Here is a 21,740-nt window from a genome sequence, read left to right on the forward strand (position 1 = left end):
GCCTGCGCGGCCGAGCTCAGCTGACGACCGCCCGCCGGGTGCTCAGGTGCGTGGTTGGACCAGGCCGTTGTCGTACGCGAAAATGACGGCCTGGATCCGGTCCCGTGCACCGATCTTGGCCAGGACGCGTCCGACGTGCTTCTTCACCGTTGACTCGGTGAGGCTCAGGCGTTCGGCGATCTCGGTGTTGGTGGCGCCCTGCCCGATTGCCTCGAGGACCTCCCGCTCACGCTCGCTCAGCGTGGCCAGCCGGGGATCGGTGCCGGCTGTCGGTGCCGCGTCTTGCAGGTAGGCGTCCATCAGCTTGCGGGTCAGGCTGGGCGCCACCACCGAGTCTCCGCTGGCGACGGCTCGGATGCCGGCGAGCAGCTCCTCGGGGCGGGCGTCCTTGAGCAGGAAGCCGCTGGCCCCGGCTCGTAGCCCGGCGTAGACGTATTCGTCCAGGTCGAATGTGGTCAGGATCAGCACGTGGCTGCGGGAGCCGGCCGCGGTGATGCGGCGGGTGGCCTCGATGCCGTCCATGCCAGGCATGCGCACGTCCATCAGCACCACATCGGGCCGGGCCTGTTCGACCATCCGCACTGCCTCGGCGCCGGTGGCGGCCTCGCCCACCACGGTTATGCCGGGGGTGCCCTCGAGCAGCATCTTGAAGCCCATGCGCTGCAGCGGCTGGTCGTCGGCGATCAGGACGGTGGTCATGAGGGCTCCCTAAGGACGACGTCGACGAGCCAGCCGTTCCCGGCCGGGCCGGCGGTCACCACACCGCCGTACATGGCGGCGCGTTCGCGCATGCCGAGCAGGCCGTGGCTCGGTGCGGCCGGTGTGCCACGGCCGTTGTCGCGGACGCGTACCCGTACCTCTCCGTCGGAGGCGGTGAGAGTGACCGTCGCGGACGCGCTGCGCCCCGCATGTTTCAGGGTGTTGGTGAGCGCTTCCTGAACGATGCGGTAGACCGCGAGCTGCACGCCCTTGCCGAGGGTGTGCAGCTCGCCGGAGGTGGAGTAGGTGACCGGCAGCCCGGCGGCCCGTACGCTGGGCAGCAGCCGGTCGAGGTCGTCGATGCCGGGCTGGGGACTCAGATGAGGGTCGGCGTCTTCCTCGCGCAGGACGCCCAGCACGCGGCGCAGCTCGGACAGCGCCTGCCGGCCGGTGTCCCCGATCAGCCGGAGCGGCTCGGCGGTCTGCTCCCCCCGCGATGTCGCGAGGGCGGCGCCTCCGTCGGCCAGGCCCACGATCACTGACACGTGGTGGCCGACGATGTCGTGCATCTCGCGGGCCACCCGGGCCCGCTCGTCGGCGACGGCGAGGCGGGCCCGCTGGTCCCGCTCGACCTCCAGGCGGGCGGCGCGGTCCTCCAGGGCGACGAGGTACGCCCGGCGGGTGCGCACCGCTACACCGGACGCGATCGCCGCCACCGTCAGGCCGAGGGCGAGGAACAACGTGAGGGTGCGGTTCTCAGTGGCCGGTCCGAAAAGGTAGATCTGGGCTGTCAGTAGCCCGAGGGTGATCCCGGACGCCCAGGCCAGCGCCCGCCCTGAACCGCGGGAGGCCACCCCGAAGAGCATCACGAGCAGGATCACCCCGGCGCCGACACCGACGTCCAGCATTGCCTCGACTGTTTCGATGGCCGCGGTGACCAGGAACGCGGGAAACGGGTACCGCCGCCGCCAGTACAGCGCCGGCAGCAGGACCAGCGTTGCGATCGTCGCCGACAAGGGCTTCTCGATCAGGTCTGGAATGCTGAAGAGCACGATCGGTACGGCCACCAAGGTGTCCATGACCCACGGGCGGCGCCGGCCGAAGGCCCGCAGCCGTGCCTGCCGGTCCACCAGCCATCCCTGCGTGCTCATCGGCCGATTCTCCCCTCCGCGCCGTTAAGCGTCGGTCTTCTTGAGCCCGTACGCCGCCGCGGCGAGTGTCACGATCACATATCCGGCGAAGACCACGAGACCGGTCCACGGCGCCAGGGTGCCGTCCGCGGGGTCAGTGCCATCACGGCGCTGCCCGCGTTGCTCGGCAGGTACGGGGTGATGGCCTCGGAGATCGAGGCCGGCAGCAGCACGGCCAGACCGGGCACGATGAGCAGCACGCCGGCCAGGATCGTGATGGCGCCCGCGCTGGAGCGTACGAGCATGCCGAGGGCGACGCCGAGCACCGCGACCAGGGCCAGATAGAGGCCGGCGCCGAGAAGGGTGCGAAGCACGCCGTCGTCACCGAGGCCCAGGCCGCCGACCTTGTCGTTGAGCACGGCCGACCCCAGTGCGAAGGCGGCGAAGGCGGCTGCGGTCATCGTGACGAAGGCGGCTGCCCCGGCCACCAGGCTCTTCGACCACAGCACCGGCAATCGGCGTGGCACCGCGGCGAGGGTCGCCCGGATCATCCCGGTGGTGTATTCGCTCGCCCCCAGCAGCGCGCCGAGCGCGCCGACGGACAGGGCGGCCAGGATACTGCCGGACAGGGCCAGGTCGATCGGGGTCATGCCGTCGCCCGAGAAGGAAGCCGAGGCGATCATGCCGAAGGCGATCAGGAGGACGGCCGAGATGCCGGTCGTGATCCAGGTGGAGCGCAGCGAGGAGAACTTGGTCCATTCGGCGGCGACGACGCCACCAGCAGTGATCTTCATCGGGCGGCCTCGTATTCGACAGCGTCGCGGGTCAGGTCCATGAACGCCTCTTCGAGGGAGGCGTTCTGTGGGGTGAGCTCGAACAGGGGGATGCCGCGGGTGGCCGCGGCCAGCCCGATCTCGCGGGCGGAGGCGCCGGTGACGAACAGTTCCTCGGCGCCGGTCGAGGTGAAGGTGACGCCCGGGCCGGCGATCACCGCGCGCAGCGCGTCGGGGACGGCGGTGACGACCCGGACGCCTTCGGTGGTCACGAAGTTGGCTACGGTCGTATCGGCCAGCAGTTTGCCTCGGCCGACGATGACCAGGTGGTCCGCGATCAACGAGACCTCGCTCATCAGGTGCGAGGACAGCATCACGGTGCGGCCCTCGGCGGCCAGGCCGGTGAGCAGGTTGCGCACCCAGAGGACACCTTCGGGGTCGAGTCCGTTGACCGGCTCGTCGAGCATCACCACGGCCGGGTCGCCGAGCAGCGCGGCGGCGATACCGAGCCGCTGGCCCATGCCGAGGGAGAAGGCGCCGACCCGCTTGTGGGCGACGGCCGAGAGGCCGGCCAGGTCGAGCACCTCGTCGACGCGCGAGCGCGGGATGCCGTGGGTGCGGGCCAGGGCGAGCAGGTGGCTGACGGCCGTGCGGCCGGGGTGCACGGCCTTGGCTTCGAGCAGCACGCCGATCTCACGCAGCGGGGCCTTCGACGACACGTACGGCTTGCCGTTGACCAGCACGTCGCCGGAGGTCGGCGCAGTGAGGCCGACGATCATCCGCATGGTCGTCGACTTGCCGGCGCCGTTGGGGCCGAGGAACCCGGTGACCTGACCGGGCTTCGCGGTGAACGACAGGTGGTCAACGACCGTCTTCGCGCCGTACCGCTTGGTTACTTCGCGTACCTGAATCATGCTCACCACGTTAGGGTCGCGTAGCGCCACGATCGTGGTACCGCAGTGCGCTCTTCCAGGCTGCCGGTGGTACCGCGGTACCACCGGCAACCCGGTCAGATCCGGTTCTTCCCGTGCAACGAGCGGCGCCACGGAAAAGGCTGCCCGGGAATGGGTTCGGGCTTCATCTGGAGCTGGAGAGCAGCTGGTCGGCGGCGCGCGCTGGATGCTCTGGCTGCAGTAGGCCGGGTCGATGTCGTTGGGGTCGGTCCCTGCTCCTGGCAGCGTCGCGTCCGTGTGCCGCAGGGTCGCTACGCACTCTTCGACGGCTACAACGCCGCGATCTACGAACGCGAGGTCGGCAGGGACACCCCGGTTGCAGCGCTGCTCGATCAGCACCGCAACCACATCCATGCCCTTCTCGAACAGGTCGGTCTGGACCTGCAGGCACGCTCCGAACAGCCGGGCGAAGCCGAGGCCCTACTCCGTCCGTCGCCGTGCCGATCCGGTCGGTGCCGCGTTAGCCGCGGCCGCGTACCAGGGGTAGGAACACCTCGTCCACAATCTCGACCAGCACGTCGTCGGGGACCGAGGGGATGCCGCGCATCGCGTACTCGGCGCGTAGCAGCGTTATCGGTGTCGTCGCCACCCGGTGATGGGCGGCCGCCGCCGGCGCCTCGCCCCGGGCTGCGGCCCGTTCGAGCATCCCGAGCCAAGCGCGGTCCATGGTGTCTGCGCCGGACCGTTCGCGCATGAGGGTGAGTAGCTCCGGGTCGTCGGCCGCGGCGGCGAGCAGACCGCGCAGGACTGCTCCGTGCGGCGACGACCACGTCTCGTTGGCCTGTCGAAGCATCTCGAGTGCGTCGCCTCGCAGGGTGCCCGTGTCGGGGTTCGGCATGGCGGCGTCGGACAGGTGGCGATACGCCGCGATGCCCAGGGCCGCCCGATGCGGCCATCGACGATAGATAGCGTTCTTGTTGGTCCCGGCGCGGGCGGCGACCCGGTCCATGGTCATTCCCGTGTATCCGGACTCGCGTAGTTCGTCCGCTGCAGCGTGCAGGATCGCCCGTTCCAGCTCCTCGCCCCGGCGCCTCGTACTCATGCCTTGTAGGGTACCGAACGTACCCTATAGGGTACGCGGCGTACCGTAAGAGGGAGAGGAACTCTTGATGCGCGTCTTCGGCATGAACTACGACACCGGCTTCGTGAGCGCAGGGTCCACTACTCACGAGCCGTTCGACCCCGACACTGTACGGAGCGACCTGCGTGTCATCCGCGACGAACTGCACTGCGACGCGGTGCGTATCACCGGTGGTGTGCAAGACCGGCTGGAGCTCGCCGCGTGGCTGGCGGCCGAGGCCGGGCTCGAGGTGTGGTACTGCCCGTTCACCAACGGCCTGGACCGCGACGGGCTCATGGCGTTCGTGCTCGACGGTGCCGAGCGGGCCGAACGGCTGCGGCACGGCGGCGCCTCGGTCGTGTATCTCACCGGTTCCGAGATCTCGATGTTCACCGACGGTTTCCTGCCCGGCCGTGACCTGGAGGAACGGATGGCGCTGTTCACCGATCCGATGCGGATGAGGGAGGCGGTCCCGGCTGCCCGGGCCGCCGTGCGCGACTTCCTCGCCGAAGCGGTACCCGCAGTGCGCGAGCGGTTCGGTGGCCTCGTCGGATATGCCTCGATCCCGCTCGAGGACGTCGACTGGGCGCCGTTCGACATCATCGCCAGCGACGCTGGCTACCGCGACGCGACCAACTCCACGGCGTTCCCACAGACCCTGGCGGCGGCGGTGGGGCAAGGCAAACCGTACGCCGCGACCGAATTCGGCTGCTGCACATTCCGGGGCGCGGCCGATGCCGCCGGCGGGGCAGAACCGGTGACGTACGACGAGCACGGCCAGGCTGTGAAGCTGACTGCGGAGCTGGAGCGCGACGAGGAGGGACAAGCGCGCTACATCGTCGACCTGCTGCGCGATTACGAGGCCGGCGGAGTGGAGGCGGCGTTCGTGTACACCTTCGCGAATCGGCACCTACCAACCACCGGCGATCCTGAACACGACTATGACTTGGCTGCACGTGGCATTGTGCGAGTGCTGCCGGACGGCTCATGGACACCCAAGGTCGCTTTTCACGCCCTCGCCGACTACGGCCGCTCCCGCACGCTGAGCCGGTCTGCCTCCTAATTGGGCCCGTGCCGCTCGCACGGGCAGAGGCGCTCGACCATCTGACCGCCTACGCCAGGACCTGTTGCAGGACGGGCCGGTGCTCGACCGTTCAACGGTGGGCCGCCCGAACCTCGTCGACCGCCCCCACCCCGTGCAGCCGCACCATCGGCCCCGCCATCACAGGATCGTCTCGACCAGAGCCGCCCTGTCCGGCAGCCCGTACGCGTCGGCGATCAGCCGCACCCGCCCGGCGGCCGTCTCGGCGCGACCGGCAGCTCGGCGCGACGCTGCCCAGTGAGCGGATCGCGGCATCCGCGAACGTCAGCAGTCGTGCCGCGATCCCCAGTACCCGGTCGCGCGGTACATGATCACCATGAGCGACGCATGGAGTGTGCTCTCCGATGGCGAAGCATGGACGGCAGAACGATACGGTAGAGCCCAGACAATCGCTGCACAACTGACGTATAGCCCACCAACTCGCCCCCGTCATCGGGGTACGGTGCACCCGGTGACAGCGCCCACATTTGAGGTGCTTGTGCGTTTCGACCTCCTCGGCCCGATCCGCGTGTACCGCGATGGCCAGCCGGTTCCGCTGGGCTCGGTGAAGCAACGTCTCCTCTTGGCCACCCTGCTGCTGCGTCCGAACGAGATCGTCGGCACCAACGAGTTGGCCGCGATGCTGTGGGGCGACGATCAGCCGGCGTCGGCCGCGGCGAACCTGCGCACCTACGTACGTGGCCTGCGGCAGTCGCTGGGCGGCGGAGTGTCCTGGGAGGGGATAACCGCTGCCGCCGGCGGCTACCTGCTGCGGGTGGAACCCGGCGAACGGGATCTGGACCTGTTCGACGCGGCGGCGGCGCGGGGCCGCGACGCTCTCGCCGCCTCGGATGCAAACCGGGCCGAGGCCGAACTCGCCGCTGCGCTGGGACTGTGGCGTGGGGACCCGCTGTCCGACCTGCCGCTGCCTCCGGCGCTGGCCCGGCGGGTGGCGCAGGTGGAGGAGCGCCGGCTGCTCGCCGAGGAGGACCACGCCGGGGCGCTGTTGGCGCTCGGTGCGCCGGCCGACGTGATACACCGGCTGCGTGCCCTGCTCGACCGGCACCCGCTGCGGCAGCGGGCGTGGGGGCAGCTGATGGTAGGCCTCTACCGGATCGGGGACGTGGCCGGCGCACTGGATACCTTCCGGCAGGCTCGGCAGGTGCTGGCGGAGGAGACCGGCCTCGATCCCGCGCCGGAACTCACCAAGTTGTACGACGACATCCTGCATCACCGCCCGGAACTGGCAGCGTGCCAGCCACCGGGGCCGGACGGACCGGCACCGGACCCGTCACCGGGGCCGGTCATCCAGCGCCCCGAACAGCTGCCGCGTGCGGTGCCGGAGTTCGTCGGCCGCGAAGACGAACTGGCCAGCCTCGACGCTCTCCTGGACAGCCGGGCGCAGGGGCCTACGACAGTGGTCGTCGCTGTGGTGTCCGGCATGGCCGGAGTCGGCAAGACCGCCCTGGCGCTGCACTGGGCGCACCGGGTGGCCAACCGCTTCCCCGACGGTCAGCTCTACGTGAACCTTCGCGGGTACGACGAAGCCGGGGTGGTGTCGCCGCCCGACGCCCTGTCCGGCTTCCTCGAGGCGCTCGGCGTACCCCATGCCCGGATACCCTCCGACCTGGAGGCCCGGACGGGTCTCTACCGCAGCCTGCTGGCCTCCCGCCGGATGCTCGTGGTGCTCGACAACGCTCGCGACTCCGCCCAGGTTCGCGCCCTGCTGCCCGGTGCCGGCGGTTGCATGGTCATGGTCACCAGCCGCGACCGGCTCGGCGGCCTGATCGCCGCCGAGTCCGCGGCGCCGTTGACGCTTGGCGTGCTCACCGCCGAGGAGTCGACGACCCTGCTCGCCGGCCGCCTCGGCGCCGGCCGCCTCGCCTCCGAGCCGGCCGCGGTGGCCGACATCGTCGAGGCCACCGGCCGGCTCCCGCTGGCGCTGTCGATAGTGGCGGCACGCGTCGCCACCCATCCCACGTTCCCGCTCGGCGCCATCGCCGCCGAACTGCACTCGGCCGAGGCGAGGCTGGACGCGTTGGCCGACGGCGACGTACGGCGCGTCTTCTCCTGGTCGTACCTGGCCCTGGGACAGGACGCGGCCCGGCTGTTCGCCCTGCTGGGGCTCCATCCGGGCCCGGACCTGACCCCCGCCGCGGCCGCGGCGCTCGCCCAGGTGTCGGCCGCGGACGTTACGCCGCGACTGCGGGAGTTGACCCGGCTCCATCTGCTGGCCGAGCACACGCCCGGCCGGTACGCCTTCCACGATCTTCTGCGCGTCTATGCGGCCGAGCTCGCGGAGTCGCCGGAGCGCGCCGAGGAACACGAGGCGGCCCGAGCGCGCCTGTACGACCACTACCTGCACGACGCCTATCCGGCGGCCCTGCTGCTCCAGCCGCAGTGGCCCCCGATCGAGCCGGTGCCACCGCTGCCCGTACCCGCCAGGCGGCCGGTGACCGATCACGACGGCGCGCTCGCCTGGTTCACCGCGGAGCACCGGGTGCTGATCCGGGTGGTCCAGCAGGCCGCCGAGACCGGCTTCGAAGCGTACGCCTGGCAGATCGCCTGGGCGTTGAACACCTTCCTGGCACCGCGCGGCCTGTGGCAGGACCAGCTCGCCACCCAACTGGTCGCGCTGGCCGCGGCAGAGAAGATCGACGACCTCGCCGGGCAGGCCGCCGCCAACCGGCTGCTCGCCCGCGCACTGACCCGACTCGGCGACCACGACACCGCCGAGCACCGGCTGAAGCGCGCACTTGAGCTGCACGAACGCCTCGGCGATTCCACTGGTCAGGCGCAGACGCTGCACAACTACTGCGAACTCTGCTACCTGGACGGCCGGCTCGACGAGGCGCTCGCACACGGTCGCGAGGCGCTGCGGCTGTACCGGCTGGTCGGCAACCGTTCGGGGAAGCCCGGACGCTCAACGCGATCGGTTGGCTGCTGGCCACCACCGGCGACTATGTCCAGGCCATCGAGAGCTGCACCGAGGCACTCGCCCAGCAACGACGCAGCGGCGACCGCAACGGCCAGGCCGCCACGCTGGACAGCCTCGGTTTCGCCTACGACCGCCTCGGTGATCGCGACCGCGCGGCCGACTGCTACGAGCAGGCGATCCAACTCTTTCGCGATTCCGTCGACCGGTATCACGAGGCGGAAACCCTCATCCGGCTCGGGGACACCAGGGACGGGATGGGCGACCGGGCCGCTGCCTCCGCCGCCTGGCGTCAGGCCGTGCGGATTTACGAGGACGTGGGCGACCCCGCGGCCGAGGAGACACGTCGCCGCCTCGAGCGCTACGAGTCAGAGGGTTAGGGTTCGAGACCGTCGGACGCTGCGGGTGCCGGGGACCTTGTCCATGGGCGCATTGTGGGTTGCGAACGATTCCGCACCACTGGTCGACCTCGACCGGCAGGCTGCCGTCGTCCTGCAGCGGCACCGCGGCCAGTAGCCGGTCGATTACAATTCTCGGAGTGCTGGCCCTTCCGAGCAATACCAAGCCAGGCCAAGCACGCTAGGTAAAGCTATCCGGCACGCGCTGCTATATGGCACGGCTTAAGGCTCGGTGTGTACGCCACTTGTACCGAAGTTGTACGTGGATCGCCATACCCTTCTGCCGTACGGACACACCAAAGCGCAACGGCATCCGTGTCGTGTCCGATCCACCGGCCTTCGCTTGCACTACAAATGAGGGCGCGGGGCCAGCGGGCCTCGACCGGACATTGCGCGACGGATTCAGCAACGCCGCCAATCGATCCAGGAGCCCCGGTGCATACGGTCCCGTCCTCAGCCATTGATACCCGAGCGGAAACGGTTCTCAGGGTGTATGTGGCAGGAACACCGCGGCGTCGCCAGGAATCGGCGCCGGCGTGCTTTACTGCTGCCTTTCGTGGTCTTCGACGGAGCCCTCGGGTAACCGTATGACGCTGCGCTTCACGGTGCTTGGTCCGGTCGGCGCAGCTGTGGATTGCGAGCCGGTCGGCGTGGCGCGGCCCCGCCGCCGGGCGGTGCTCGCCTACCTGCTCCTGAACGCCAACCGTGTGGTGTCGGTCGACCAGCTGACCACGGCGATCTGGGAAAGCACGCCGCCGGCCACGGCGCGGGCGCAGATTCAGTCCGAGATCTCGGCGCTGCGCTGGACGTTGCGGCGAGCCGACGACGCGACGGTGCCGCTGCTCACCAAGCCCGGCGGCTACGTGCTGGACCTCGCCCCGGACGAACTCGACCTGGCGACCTACACCAGGCTCGCCGAGTTGGCCCGAGTCGAGGGCAACCGCCGTCGGCTTCCCAACGCCCGCAAGCTCATGCGCGAAGCGCTGACGCTGTGGAAAGGCCCGGCACTGACCGGTGCGGTCGCCGCGTTCGTTGCCCCGACCCGTGAAGGGCTGGAGGAGACCCGGCTGGCCGACCTGGAATGGTTGATCGACATCGAGCTCCAGCTCGGTTCGCACCGCGACCTGATCCCGGAGTTGACCCAGTATGTCGCCGAGTACCCGTTGCGGGAGCTACTACGTGCCCATCTGGTGGTGGCGCTCTACCGGAGCGACCGGCAGCCGGAGGCGCTCAGTGTGGCCCGGCAAGGCCGCCAGCTGTTGGTAGACGAGCACGGGCTCGACCCGGGTCCGCTCCTGCGCGAGTTGGAGCAGGCCGTTCTCCGGCAGGATCCGAGCCTCGCCGTCGCCGTCAATGAGCCGCCGCCCCTGCGTATCGCCGACCAGCCACGGCCAGCCCAGCTGCCGCCCGCGTCGCCGCTCTTCGTGGGGCGCCAGGCCGACCTGGCGGACCTGGTCAGGTGCCTGGGTAGCGACCCGGACCGGCCTGCGAACGCCGGTCCACGCGTCGCGCTGCTGCACGGCATGCCCGGAGTCGGCAAGTCCGCCCTGGCGCTCCAGGTCGCTCATGCCGTCGCCGCCGCATATCCAGATGGTCAGTTGTACGCCGACCTCGCTGGCAGCGGGCGGCCGCGGAACCCGGACCAGGTGCTCGAAGAGCTCCTGCGCGGGCTGGGCGTCGCCGACCTGGCGATTCCAGCCGGGCTGGCGGCACGGGCCGCGCTCCTGCGCAGCCTCTTGACGGACCGGCGCTGCCTGCTGCTGCTCGATGATGCCCGCGCGGTCGATCAGGTGCTGCCGCTGCTGCCGGCCGGGGCCGGCTGCACAGTGCTGGTCACCGCCCGCTGGCAGCTCTCCCTTCCCGGGGCGCACCGGCACCTGGTGGCGCCGATGTCGGACGCGCAGGGACTCGAAACCCTAGCCGCTCATCTCGGCCCCGATCGACTGGCGGCGGAGCCGGTCGCGGTCCGCGCGCTGTCGGTGCTCTGCGACGGCCTGCCGCTGGCCCTGTGGTTCGCCGCCTGTCGGATGTACCGGGGCCGGTGGGCCGCCGACCTGGTTGCGCTGCTGCGGGACCCGCAGCACCGGCTCGACGAGCTGAGTACCGACGCCGGGTCGATGCGAGACAATCTCGCGCCGTCGTTCCGGGCGCTCAGTGCGGCGGCGAGCCTGACGCTACGTCGGATCGCCGTACTTCCGACTGTCACCGTCCCGGACTGGGCGCCCACGGTCTGCGCGGGGCTGGCACCCCGCGAGGCTATGCAGGCACTGGACGAGTTGGTCGGCTCCCACCTGCTGACGCCGGTGCCGCGCCAGACCGTGGGCCCGCACCGCTACCTGATCCCCAACCTGGTCCGGTCCTACGCGCTCACCGCTGCGGCGGACGAATCGCCCCTCACCGCCGTATCCGCCAACCAGGTCCTGGCGCGCGCGGTCGACGGCTGGAGCGTCCTGGCGCAGGAGGCCGTCCGCCGGCTGGCGCCGTCCTGCGGACGGCGGATGGACGATCGGCATCCGCAGCCGGGCCGGTCTCCTCGGCTACTGTTCTCGCCGGCGGAGCTGGACCGGCTGCTCGCCATGCCGCGGGACTGGCTGCATGAAGAGCAGGAGAACCTGGCGACGGTGGTGGCGGTGGCCGGCGAGCAGCGCTGGACCACGCCGGCTTCGGTGATCGCCGATGCCATGAGCCGGGCCCCCACGCGCGTTCACCTCGGCGACAAGCCGAGCACGGCCCGGTACGCCCGGACGCTGTCCGCGGTGGCGCGGGACAGCAGGTCTGGTAGTGGCTGGTGAGCGCCACGCAGCGCCGTAACCACGGCGGCCAGCCAGGCCCTGACCTCGGCTGCGGTCATCCTGACCTGGTAGCCGTCGCCCCACTGCGGCGGTTCGAGGCATACTCCCCCGCCGCGGACCGCCTGCGGCAGCCCGCCGACCCGGGTGGCCACCACCGGTACGCCGTGGATCACGGCTTCGCGGGCGACCATCCCGAAGCTCTCCTGCCACAGGCTCGGTACGAGCAGCAGGTCGGTTTCGGCGTAGAGCGCGCAGATGTCGGCGCGGTATTCGACGATCTCCACTCCGGGCAGGTCGGCAGGGTCGATGCCGAGCCGGGCGAGGTGGGCCGCGGTCCATCGCCCCTCGACGAACCGGAACCGGAACGGCAGCTTCGCCGCACTGGCTGCCGCCACGAGGTGCATCACCACCCCGAGCCCCTTGGCCGGCTCCGGGTTGATGAACGTCAGCCGGTACGGCCCGCTACGGGCCGGCTCGCGGGGCGTATCCGATGGGCAGTCGCAGCCGCGCAGGCACGGCTCGATGGCCCGGGCCTGGCGGCCGGTCTGCGATCCGAACAGCCGCCGTGCGAATTCGGACGGGACCACCACCTCGTCAATCAGCCGCAGTGTCTCCGGCACCGGCTGGAGGTCCGCGGCCGGATGCTCCAGCACGGTCGGAACATCTGCCGCCGCCAGTCGCCGCACCAGCTCGGTCTCCTCGCCCAGGTGCCCCCAGAGCAGGGCGGCATCGGGCCGGTCCCGGGCCAGCAGGGTGTCCAACCGGTCGGCGAGCGACCGCAGTCCGGCCTCGTGGCCGGCACTGGGCCTGCCCGGATCCATCGGACCATCCAGGACGGTCACCCGCTCGCCGGTGGCCCGTAGCGCCCCGGTGAGCTGGCGCAGGTGGACCGCCTCGCCGGACCGTCCGGTGTGGATCCGATGGACGCTGGCGATCAGAACATGACTCATCGGTCGGCCCGGACCGCGCCGGACCGGTAGGCCGGGACGGCGAACTCGTCGCGGAGCCGGGCGACGGCGGCCACCCGACGCCGCAGCAACGCGACGCTGTCCGGGTCCTTCTTGCGATAGACGATCGGTGCCAGCCAGACCAACGCCCGGGCATCGAGCGGGCGCAGTGTCCACGGAATGTCCGCCAGCACCGGGTCCGTCCGCACTGCCCGTGCGAAGGCTGCGACAAGCGAAGGGACGAACGGCAACGCCGCTGTCTGCCATTCCAGCCCTTCCGGAAGTTGGCCGACCGCCTCCGGATGGTTCCGATCGCCGCCGAGAATGCTCAGGTCGTCGTGGCCGCCGGCAAATCGTGCCGCGAGCCGCTGCCCGTGTTGGCGGGCCAGCCGCTGCACGTCGACGACCTTGGCGCGCAGCATCCCGGCCGAACTGGCGGCGATGTACAGGTTGAGGACAAGCCCGTCGTGGCTGACGGTGATGCCCTGAGCACGGCGGCGGGCTGGCGAGATGAGGATGGTGGAGGTTACCAACTCGTCCAGGAGCAGGTCCCGCCAGCAACGCAACAGATCCTCGGTCAGTTCGGCACCGGCGAGCAGCACCGGCTCGGCCGTCTGCACGGTTGCCACCGGCAGCACGTGCGTCAACTCCACCACCACTGGTCCGTACCCGGCTGTTTGGAACAGTGACCCCTGCAGGTGCGGGCCGGGTGGATACGGCAGCGCCCGCCGAACCCGGTCGTCGGCGGCGTCCTCCCAGCCCAAACGGGTGAGTTCACCGTCGCGGTGCAGGACGAGAAAGTCGCGACAGTGGCGTTCCCGCTCGCCGAGACCGGCGAGCAGGCCTCGCTCCAGAGCGTTGCCGAGCACCGAGGTGTGCGGGCCGGAGCCCGGCGCGGGCAGATAGTAGCGGGTATCGGCCGCCTGCAACGCCTCGTTGAGCTGCGCGAAGGTCACCCCGGGTTGGACCGTGGCGAGGCCGAGTTCGACATCGAGGTCCAACCGGTCCAACCGGGCCAGGCGGACGATCAGTCCTGGCTCGCGGACCCGGGAGTCGTCGTACCCCCAGTTGCGGCCACGGGCGTCTACTCGCCAGTCCACTGCGCCGTCGTGCAGAATCCGGACCAGCGTGGTGAGCTGTGCCAACGATTCCGGCTCCACCACCCAGTCCGGAAAGAGTCCACCGGGGACGGTCGATCCGGCAGGCCGGGTCACCCCGGCACCCGTGTTCGCCAACCGATCGAGCAGCTCGGTCGAGATCATATCCGCTCCATGGCTGCGTGTAGCCGGTCCGGGGCGACACCGTATTCGTTCTGGAGCGTCCGGGTGACCGACACGTAGGCGGCGAGCAGGTGCTCGGCCGGCGCCCCTCGTTTGAGGTTCCACAGATGGCCGAAGCGGGGCGGTTCGGTCAGCCAGCGCAGCGTCCGCGGGCACCAGAGCGCGTCGAACAGGTTGACCACCTGCTGCCCGGCCACGGTGGTCAGGTGGGTGGCGAGCACCTGCTCGGCGACGGTCATGTGCAGGTGGACGTCGCGGCCGGGGGTGGTCGGGTTGCCGGCCAGGAAGCTGAGCCCGGCGTGGCTGATCCGGCGTGCCAGGTGCGCGTCGGCCGCCCGGAACAGCGAGGTGTTGCCGACCACCGGCGGCGAGTCGGGCAGATCCACCTGGGCGGGATTGCGTAGTTCCCGCAGCCGGGAGTAGAAGTCGGCGTCGCCGTGCTCCAGATGCGCGAAGACCGATCCGGTAGCCGGTAGCCGCAGCCGGCTGTACAGGTAGGCATCGGTGTCCACCAGCACCGCGTCCGGATACCGGTCCAGAGCGAGCAGCTTCGGCAGGGCGAAACAGGCGACCCGGTCGTAGCGCTGGTCGAGATCCCGGTCGTCCAACGTCTCGATCTGGTCATAGCAGCTGAGCCAGCCGAGTCGGTCGAGCCAGTCCATCGTCGGCGGGTCGGCGTAGAGCGTGATCGGCCCGGCGTATCGCTGCCACGAGCGGATGCTCAGCAGCCAGGTCACCCGGGACAACTGCTGGAAAGCCCGGGGCAGCCGGCTGGGCAGCTGCCAGTAGGCGTGGACACCACGTACTCCCTCAGGCACCGACGACCGCCGCGGCCGCCGTCGATTCGAGCCGGGATACGCCGGTGTCGTCGCGCACGATCCGTACATGCCGGCTGTCGAGGTGTTCACCGACCGGGCGATGACTGATCACGATGAGCGTCTCCACCCGCCGCCGCGCCTCGGCGAGCAGCCGCAGTTCCAGGTCCCGGTCCAGGGAGTTGGTCGCCTCGTCGAGGATCAACAGTGACGGCCGGCGCAGCAGCGCCCGGGCCAACGCGAACCGCTGCACTTCTCCCGCGCTGAAGGTCGAGCCGTTGATCCGCAGTCGGGTGCGCAACCCGAGCCGCAGGGGACGCATCACCTCGGTCAGTTCCATCACGGCGAGCAGGTCGTGGATCTCCTGGTCGGTCACGTCGGTCGCCCCGCTGGACAGGCTCTCCCGGATCGTCGTGTGCAGGAAGTCGGACCGGGGCGGGACGTAGCACACCAGCGGGCGTAGCCGATCCGGGTCCCAGTCGGTGGTCGGGACTCCGTAGACGGTCACCTGCCCCGTGGGCGCCGGGTCCAAGCCACTGATGATCTGGGCCATGGTGGACTTACCGACCCCACTCGGACCGCTGACGGTCACCGTCTCGCCGCGCTCGACCCGCAGGTCCAGCCGCAGGTCGAAATGCTCCCTCGGGCGGTGTACCCGGACCCCCTCCAGCCGCACCGCCGACGCGTCCGCTACCGGTTCGGTGCGGGCTCCCCGTTCCATCACCGGCAACGTAAACAGACTCGTCACGTAGCGCAGTTGCCGCTCCAGCGTGGCGGCGGCGGTGAGGCTCTGGGCGATCGCGGTGACCGAGAACAGCACCGTACCCCCGAGGGTGAGGAACCCGAACAGCTCTCCGGTGCTGACCAGACCTGCCGACAGGAGCACCGAGCCGACCACGAGAATCACGTACAGGCCGGCGAACCGCAGGGCGTTGCTCGGCCCGTACACCCAGGCGAGCCGGTACTCGAGCCCGCGGATCGACCGTTGCAGCCGGTCCAGCCGCTGGGAATGCTCAGCCTGCAGGTGTGAGATCGCCCCGAGCCCCCGGTAGGTGGTCAGCCCTTGGGAGATGCTGATCAACAGATCCTGGAGCTCGGCGTCGAGTTGCAGTTGTTCCTCGGTACGGCGGTTGATCGGGATCCGTCCGAGGATCGTCAGGACGATGTGCAGCGCGGCGACGCCGGCCACCACGCCGGTCAGTGGCAGCGACATCGTCGCCATGAACGCCAGCAGGATCACCACGGCGACCATGTCGGTGAACAGCGACAGCGCCAGACCGGTGCCTGCCTCCCGTACGGCGCGGGCGCTCTGCACCCGGTGCAGCACATCGCCGGAGGTCAGCTCGGTGCGTGCCGACGTACGGGTCAACCGGTCGACCAGTTCACGCAGCATGGCCCGGTCGAACGACAGCCCTAGCGAGGTGATCTGCCGATGTCGGAGCCAGAACAGTACGCTGGCCGCGACGCTGAACGCCACCAACGCGGTGACCAGGGTACCCGTGGCGACCGTGCCAGCGACGGTCACCTCGTTCAGGTAGGGCAGCAGGATCATGTTGAGCAGGGTCAGGCCGGTGTAGAGCAGCAGGCTCATCGCGAGGACCGGCACAACCTGCCGGAACCTGATCTGCCCGGAGCGCAGCATCGGCCAGAGCCAGGCGGCCCGAGTCGCGGCCCGCGGACGCCGAGGCGCGCCCGCCGCCGGAGCCGGCGTGGCCGGCGAGAGCACCCATCCACTGGCCTTCTCGTGGTACGCGGCCTCGGTCAGCCACACGTACCCGACCGAGGGGTCGAAAACCCGTACGCGCCGGCCTCGCCATCGCTCAACGGTCACGAAGTGATCGACGCGTAGGTGGATGATGGTGCCCGGAGTCAGTTCGGCGAACGGGAAGTCCCGCCGGCCGCGGTAACGCACGCCCACCACCGCGGCGCAGGTGTCCCGCAGGTCCTTGAGCGACAACGCGCCCCGGGTTGCCAGCGCATCTCGCAACTGCGGCTCGGAGAACTGGTGTCCCTGCAGGCGCAAGCTGGCGACGAGTGCCGACACGCCGCAGTCGTTGTCCTCGGTCTGTAGGCTGATCGTCATCGGCTGTTCTCCATTGCTCTGCCGCCGGCCACGGCGGCCGATCCGTCACCCAGGCTCACGCAGACCCCCCACCACGGCCGTGATGTGGTCTCGGTCTCCGCCAGCGCCAACGCCATCCCGAGGGTCCCCTCGAGCACCGACAGCAGGAACGGCGTGTCGAAGATGGCAGCCACCACCTGGTCACCGGTCTGGTCCAGGTGGCGGGCCAGGCGGGCCGCCAGCCGGGTCCGGCGGTCCGGGCCGACCAGTTCCCGCCACCCGGGAGCAAGCTTGGTGACCAGGCTCAGCCCGGCCAGTCCATGGCAGAGCGTGACGTCGGCGCCGACGTCGCCCAGCAGTTCATCCAGCCGGTCGAGGGCCGGGCCGGTGACCGCCGCATCGACGAATCCCGCCAGAACCACCGGGTCGACCTCCGGCCCCAGCGCGGTCAGCATCCCCGGCTGGCCATAGCACATGGTGACGCCGCCGATGCCCAACCAGCCACCGTCGAGCACGGCGGGGGTGAGCTGCTCCAGATGCAGGACCAGCGCGTCGACCGCCGCGGTCATCAGCCGGTCCTGGCCGTAGCGGCGGTCCAGCATCCGCAGCAGCAGGATGCCTCCGCTGCGGCCATGGTAGAGACCGGGGGAATCCTGCTCCATGATGGAGCGCGCGATCCGGGTGATGGGCTGTGCCATCCTGGCGCGGGCCGGCTCGTCAGCGAGGTCCCACAGGGTCATCCCGACCCCCCCGGCACCATTGATCAGATCGACGTCACCGGTCTCGACGTAGCACCGATAAGAGGCATCGAGCACTTCGACCGCCTCCGCCCGGGTCCGGGCCAGTGTCTCGGCGTGGCCGGGGCCAGGCGGAAGGCACTCACCCACCAGCCGGTGGCGCAGCCAGCCGACCCGAAAGTCGGGCACCTGCCCGCCCCGCACGGCCAGCTCGGTCAGGGACGCCGCCAGGGCCTGCTGACCCAGCCGGGACGCGAGCAGGGCAAGGGCTGCCACCGCCTCCGGGCTCGCGTGCCCCCGCCGCCGTAGCTCGGCGACAAGCCGACGCAGCAGTCGCCGGGCGGCATCGGCCTCAGCCATCGACCGCTGCGCTTCGGGTTTCCCGTGCCTGCCGACCCTTCAACAACCGCGCCGCCGCCAGCACCAGTTCCGGCTCGCGATTTGCCGCCTGGCCGAACGGCAACCCACGGTTGACGCTCATGTGGACAAGGCTGCTCAGCGCCGTGGCATACGCGTCGCTGTCCAGGCCGGCCAGGTAGTCCAAGGCAGGCTCCGGCTCGGCGAGCGTGGCGTCGAGGGCCTGCTCCAGGTCCGCCCGAGCGGCACGGAAGGTCGCCATCCACTCCCGCTGAGCCCGCGAGCTGGGCAGCCGCGGGTCCAGCCCGCGCAGCCCGCAGAGCAGGGTCAGCGCCTGATCGTCGCCAGCGAGCTGCCGACACCAGGCGGCGATCCGGGCCACCGCCAACGTGTACCGGCCGGCCTGGTCCGGGCCGGCCGCGAGCCGCTGCGCCCACCAGGCCGAGTCGGCGCAGAACAGCCGTACGGCATCGGCCCGGTGCGCTACACCTCCGTACCGGTAGTCCTCCGGTATCCAGGTCCGCACGTCGACCTCGCAGGGCTGCTGCGGCACCATCGCGGCCAGGTGGGCACGTAGGTCGGCCAGGAGCGGCTCGGCGCCGACGCTGTGGTGCACCCGTATCCGCAGATGCGGCCGTTCGTCCTGATAGCGGATGTAGAACAGTTGCGCCCGGCGCATCAACGTCATCACTTCGGTGCGCGCCAGCCAGAGCTCCACCACCCGCTCCGGGGCGTAGACGAACCAGCTGGTCCACTCCGGGTCCTCAGCCGGCTGCCGGTCCACCAGCCGGGTCTGCGACATCGGCCTGACCGGCTGCGGATCCGGACGCAGCCACGGCAACCACACGTCGTGGATGTGCCCGCCCAGCTCCGACTCGATCAGGGGCGCCACCGGCAGGGCCTCGTGCAGAATCAGCAGGCCCTCGCGACGTAGCCGCCGAGTGAACCACCACCGCTGAGTGGCGTCGGTGAGATCCAACCGCATGGTCACATCCGGTCCCTCGCTCACCTCCACCTGCGACCCGAGCCCCACCTCCGTGAGCACGTCGCACAACTGCGCCGGGTCCTCGGCCAGAGCCAGCAGATCGGCGCGGTGCTGCGCGTCCAGGACGACGCTGCGCCGAGCCACCAGACAACGGCCGGCGGTGATGCGAGGGACCATTGCGCCCGGCGGCGCCCACAGGCTGGGGTCGGCGGCCAGCGCCGGGCCGTGGGCCTCGTCCAGCAGCAGTCCCAGCAGTTGCACCGACCACGGGTTGGCCTTGTTACTCAACGTCAACGGGCTGTCCCACCGGAGCTGCACGTGGCGTCCGTCGGACCGGTGAACCAACTGGAGCCGCCCCGCCATCATGGTCACGGCCAGATCCGCTAGTTGCAGGTCACCGGCGCGGTGCGGCAGGTTGAGGTTGAGCCGGGGCAACCCGCTCTCGGACCGGCGAACCAACGGCGCCCGCCGGTCCGGCGGTACCCAACCGATCTCCACCGCAAGCCAGCCGGGGACCGCCGGACCGAGTTCGGGCTTCGGAATCCCCAGCTGCTCACTGAGCCGGGCGCCGGGCCCACCCCAAAAGCCTGGCAGGACGAGTTTGAGCCAGGCGTCCGCTCCGGCCACCGGCTCGGCCAGCAGTGCGCCGTTGGCCATCCCGAACTGCGGCTGGGTGACCACGGCGGCGTTTGGGGGCGGCGTGCGGCGGGTCTGCCACTGATCCAGCGTGAGCGCTTCCTGCCACCACTGCACCGCGCCGCTGTCGCGACGGGCCCGCGGCACGAACAGCCGTCGCGCCGGGAGCAGGGGGTCGGCGCCCTGGACATCGGCTTCGTGCCGCCGCCAGCTGCCCAGCGGATGGTCCACCGGAGCGGTCAGCAGCCACGTCAACGGCACCGCCCCGCCGCTGTAGCCGCCGGCGACGTGGTCCCGCACCCGGTCGAGTCGCCCGGGTCGCCAGTGCGTCCGCAGAAGCTGAGCGGCCCCGTCAAGCAGCGCCGCCGCACCCGCGCCGGGCAGTCGGGCCCGGACCTCGCTGAACGCGTCCACGAACTGGTCGTCCCTGAACGGCCGCTCCGCGGCCAGCGCCGCCTTGACCGCCTCCGTCGGCGCGGCCGCCTCCGTCGGCGCGGCCGGCCCGGCCGGGTCAGTCAGTGTCGGTGGCACCTGCTCCGGCAGCAGCAACCTCTGGCGTACCCCTAGGTCGAACAGGGTGTCGCCACCGAGCACGATCGCCCATTCCTGCGCTGACCGGGGTGCGGCGGCGAGCTGCGCGGCGAAACGCTCCGCGAGCTGGCGCACGCCCGGGGCGTCCTTCATCGATGTGACCCCACCCTTGTCCGGGTGCAGATACGACCACCGGCCGTGCTCGACGGCGAGGGAGGGATTGACGAACCACCTGCCGGTCTGCTGCGGCAGGTCGAGGCGGCGCAGCCGCACATCGGTCTCGAGATCGAGCCGGGTAGCCGGCGCACCGCCGTCGTTGTCGCCGATGTCGGCGAGCAGGCTCAGGCTGAACACACCGAACGGGGTTGGCCGGTACCTCGCCCGGCTGCCGTAGACGGCCAGTCGAGTCGCCGGGTCCTGCCAGTCCCGGTGCTCCTCCCCCGCGCGCTGGAACACGGTCGCGTAATCGATGGCCAGGTCCAGCAGTTGCCGCGCCAGGCCCTCGGGTGCGGCGGCATCCGGCACCGCCGGCAGTACCGGAATCCGAAGCAGGCACCAACCCGGCGTCGACAGCAACGGACCAGAGGTCATTGAAGCCTCCCTGCCGGGGCCGGCGAACCCGCGTTGACCAACCTGGAAGGTCGCATCGCACCATGCGGTCGCATGGTCGCGATGTCGACCCGCGCCTGCTCGAGCTCCTGCCGGATCCCCGGGTCCGTCGAGTCGCACCCCTCCGCCAGCGCGACCGCGGCATCCAGCCCGATGTGATAGGCAGCGCTCAACATCAACAGGAACTCCTGCCGCAACGCCGGCGAGAACAGCGTGAGTCTCCCCGCCCGGGCCAACGTGTCGAGACTGTGCAGCATCCCGACCAGGCCGCGCCGGGCGAGAGTGTTGCGGGCGACTGCTTCGGCGTAGGTGGCCTGCCAGACACCGGGCACCGGCCCCGGGCCGAGCAGCGCCAGCAGCCGTTCGGCGAGCCCGAGCGCCACCCCGGGCATGTTCGCCAGAAACAGATCCGGATCGGCGTAGATCCCGACCGGCCGACCGGTCGGGACGTCCGTCATGTCGACCACATCCGCCGGCGAGACGCGGACACCGCTGGCCCGCAGGGTGTGACTGGCGGTAGCGAGCAACCCCGGCCCCTCCCACGGGTGCGCCACCTCGAGCCGCAGGCGGTCGACGAGGACGGTGACACGCCGTCCCGCCACCGGCTCGCATCCCATCGCCATCACGGCAGCCCGCTGAGAACCCGAGCCGAACCGCCAGCACCCGTCAAGCACCAGCCCGCCATCCATGCCGGCGCGTAGCCGGCCGACCGGGGCGACCACGCCGTACAGCTCGTTGTCGGTGGCATAGAGCCTTGACAGCAGTTCCGTCGGCGCGTACGTGGACAGGTAGTGCGCAGTGCCGTTGGCAATCATGCAAAGCCACGCGTGGCTGGCGTCCTCGTGCGCGGCGGTCCGAACGAGGTCCAGGCCCGCAACTAGGCTCTGGACCTCCTCCGGACCATTCCGCAGCCACAGCAATGGAGGGCTGAGCTGTTTCACTGGTCTTTAACCAACCTGA

At 70.6% G+C, this 21,740-nt stretch carries 16 protein-coding genes and 1 pseudogene; 4 read left to right on the forward strand and 13 right to left on the reverse strand.

Annotated elements, in window-relative coordinates; genetic code table 11:
- Positions 1-42: 42 nt before the first annotated feature.
- The 5 genes from Prubr_RS32175 to Prubr_RS32195 all read right to left on the reverse strand — a co-directional run bounded on the left by Prubr_RS32175 (position 43) and on the right by Prubr_RS32195 (position 4,597).
- Entirely contained in the window at positions 43-699 is a 657-nt protein-coding gene (locus Prubr_RS32175; RefSeq protein WP_212818915.1) for a response regulator, read from the reverse strand.
- Entirely contained in the window at positions 696-1,850 is a 1,155-nt protein-coding gene (locus tag Prubr_RS32180; protein ID WP_212818918.1) for a sensor histidine kinase, read from the reverse strand. The genes Prubr_RS32175 and Prubr_RS32180 overlap by 4 nt, the downstream gene beginning before the upstream one ends.
- Positions 1,851-1,924: 74 nt before the next feature.
- A complete protein-coding gene (locus tag Prubr_RS32185; RefSeq protein ID WP_246567950.1) occupies positions 1,925-2,623 on the reverse strand; it encodes an ABC transporter permease in 699 nt (232 codons plus the stop codon).
- Entirely contained in the window at positions 2,620-3,516 is an 897-nt protein-coding gene (locus Prubr_RS32190; RefSeq protein ID WP_212818920.1) for an ABC transporter ATP-binding protein, read from the reverse strand. Before Prubr_RS32190 ends, Prubr_RS32185 begins: the two co-directional genes overlap by 4 nt.
- Positions 3,517-4,015: 499 nt before the next feature.
- Positions 4,016-4,597, reverse strand: coding sequence for a TetR/AcrR family transcriptional regulator (locus tag Prubr_RS32195; RefSeq protein WP_212818922.1), 582 nt, complete (start codon positions 4,595-4,597; stop codon positions 4,016-4,018).
- A gap of 67 nt (positions 4,598-4,664) precedes the next feature.
- Here Prubr_RS32195 and Prubr_RS32200 point away from each other — a divergent pair, with 67 nt between their 5' ends.
- Positions 4,665-5,678 (forward strand): hypothetical protein, encoded by a 1,014-nt coding sequence (locus tag Prubr_RS32200; RefSeq protein ID WP_212818925.1) that lies wholly within the window; start codon positions 4,665-4,667, stop codon positions 5,676-5,678.
- Positions 5,679-5,837: 159 nt separating this feature from the next.
- Here Prubr_RS32200 and Prubr_RS37865 read toward each other — a convergent pair whose 3' ends face one another.
- Positions 5,838-5,972: a hypothetical protein gene (locus tag Prubr_RS37865; protein WP_281425858.1), complete on the reverse strand. Its 135-nt coding sequence runs from the start codon at positions 5,970-5,972 to the stop codon at positions 5,838-5,840.
- Positions 5,973-6,033: 61 nt separating this feature from the next.
- On the opposite strand from Prubr_RS37865, the pseudogene Prubr_RS32205 reads away from it, so the two are divergent.
- The 3 genes and pseudogenes from Prubr_RS32205 to Prubr_RS32210 all read left to right on the forward strand — a co-directional run.
- Positions 6,034-8,526 (forward strand): annotated as a pseudogene (locus Prubr_RS32205) (AfsR/SARP family transcriptional regulator); the annotation flags it as partial.
- A gap of 143 nt (positions 8,527-8,669) precedes the next feature.
- Positions 8,670-9,011: a tetratricopeptide repeat protein gene (locus Prubr_RS37430; RefSeq protein WP_425518075.1), complete on the forward strand. Its 342-nt coding sequence runs from the start codon at positions 8,670-8,672 to the stop codon at positions 9,009-9,011.
- A 605-nt stretch (positions 9,012-9,616) separates the two neighbouring features.
- Positions 9,617-11,821, forward strand: coding sequence for an AfsR/SARP family transcriptional regulator (locus tag Prubr_RS32210; protein ID WP_212818929.1), 2,205 nt, complete (start codon positions 9,617-9,619; stop codon positions 11,819-11,821).
- On the opposite strand, the gene Prubr_RS37870 is transcribed toward Prubr_RS32210, so the two are convergent.
- The 7 genes from Prubr_RS37870 to Prubr_RS32245 are packed head-to-tail and all read right to left on the reverse strand — an operon-like array spanning position 11,734 to position 21,721.
- Positions 11,734-12,771, reverse strand: a complete 1,038-nt coding sequence (locus Prubr_RS37870) for a glycosyltransferase (protein ID WP_212818931.1) — start codon at positions 12,769-12,771, stop codon at positions 11,734-11,736. The genes Prubr_RS32210 and Prubr_RS37870 overlap by 88 nt on opposite strands.
- Positions 12,768-14,030: an FAD-binding protein gene (locus Prubr_RS32220; protein ID WP_212818933.1), complete on the reverse strand. Its 1,263-nt coding sequence runs from the start codon at positions 14,028-14,030 to the stop codon at positions 12,768-12,770. The genes Prubr_RS37870 and Prubr_RS32220 overlap by 4 nt, the downstream gene beginning before the upstream one ends.
- The gene (locus Prubr_RS32225) at positions 14,027-14,866 is read right to left on the reverse strand and encodes a hypothetical protein (RefSeq protein ID WP_212818935.1); all 840 of its coding nucleotides are present in this window, start codon (positions 14,864-14,866) and stop codon (positions 14,027-14,029) included. The genes Prubr_RS32220 and Prubr_RS32225 overlap by 4 nt, the downstream gene beginning before the upstream one ends.
- Positions 14,859-16,946, reverse strand: coding sequence for an ATP-binding cassette domain-containing protein (locus Prubr_RS32230; RefSeq protein WP_212818937.1), 2,088 nt, complete (start codon positions 16,944-16,946; stop codon positions 14,859-14,861). Before Prubr_RS32230 ends, Prubr_RS32225 begins: the two co-directional genes overlap by 8 nt.
- Positions 16,943-18,022: a glycoside hydrolase family protein gene (locus Prubr_RS32235; RefSeq protein ID WP_212818939.1), complete on the reverse strand. Its 1,080-nt coding sequence runs from the start codon at positions 18,020-18,022 to the stop codon at positions 16,943-16,945. The genes Prubr_RS32230 and Prubr_RS32235 overlap by 4 nt, the downstream gene beginning before the upstream one ends.
- Positions 18,015-20,762: a thiopeptide-type bacteriocin biosynthesis protein gene (locus Prubr_RS32240; protein WP_212818941.1), complete on the reverse strand. Its 2,748-nt coding sequence runs from the start codon at positions 20,760-20,762 to the stop codon at positions 18,015-18,017. The genes Prubr_RS32235 and Prubr_RS32240 overlap by 8 nt, the downstream gene beginning before the upstream one ends.
- Entirely contained in the window at positions 20,759-21,721 is a 963-nt protein-coding gene (locus Prubr_RS32245; protein WP_212818943.1) for an acyl-CoA dehydrogenase family protein, read from the reverse strand. The genes Prubr_RS32240 and Prubr_RS32245 overlap by 4 nt, the downstream gene beginning before the upstream one ends.
- Between the last annotated feature and the right edge of the window lie 19 nt (positions 21,722-21,740).

It is taken from the genome of Polymorphospora rubra (assembly GCF_018324255.1).
Classification (GTDB): Bacteria; Actinomycetota; Actinomycetes; order Mycobacteriales; family Micromonosporaceae; genus Polymorphospora; species Polymorphospora rubra.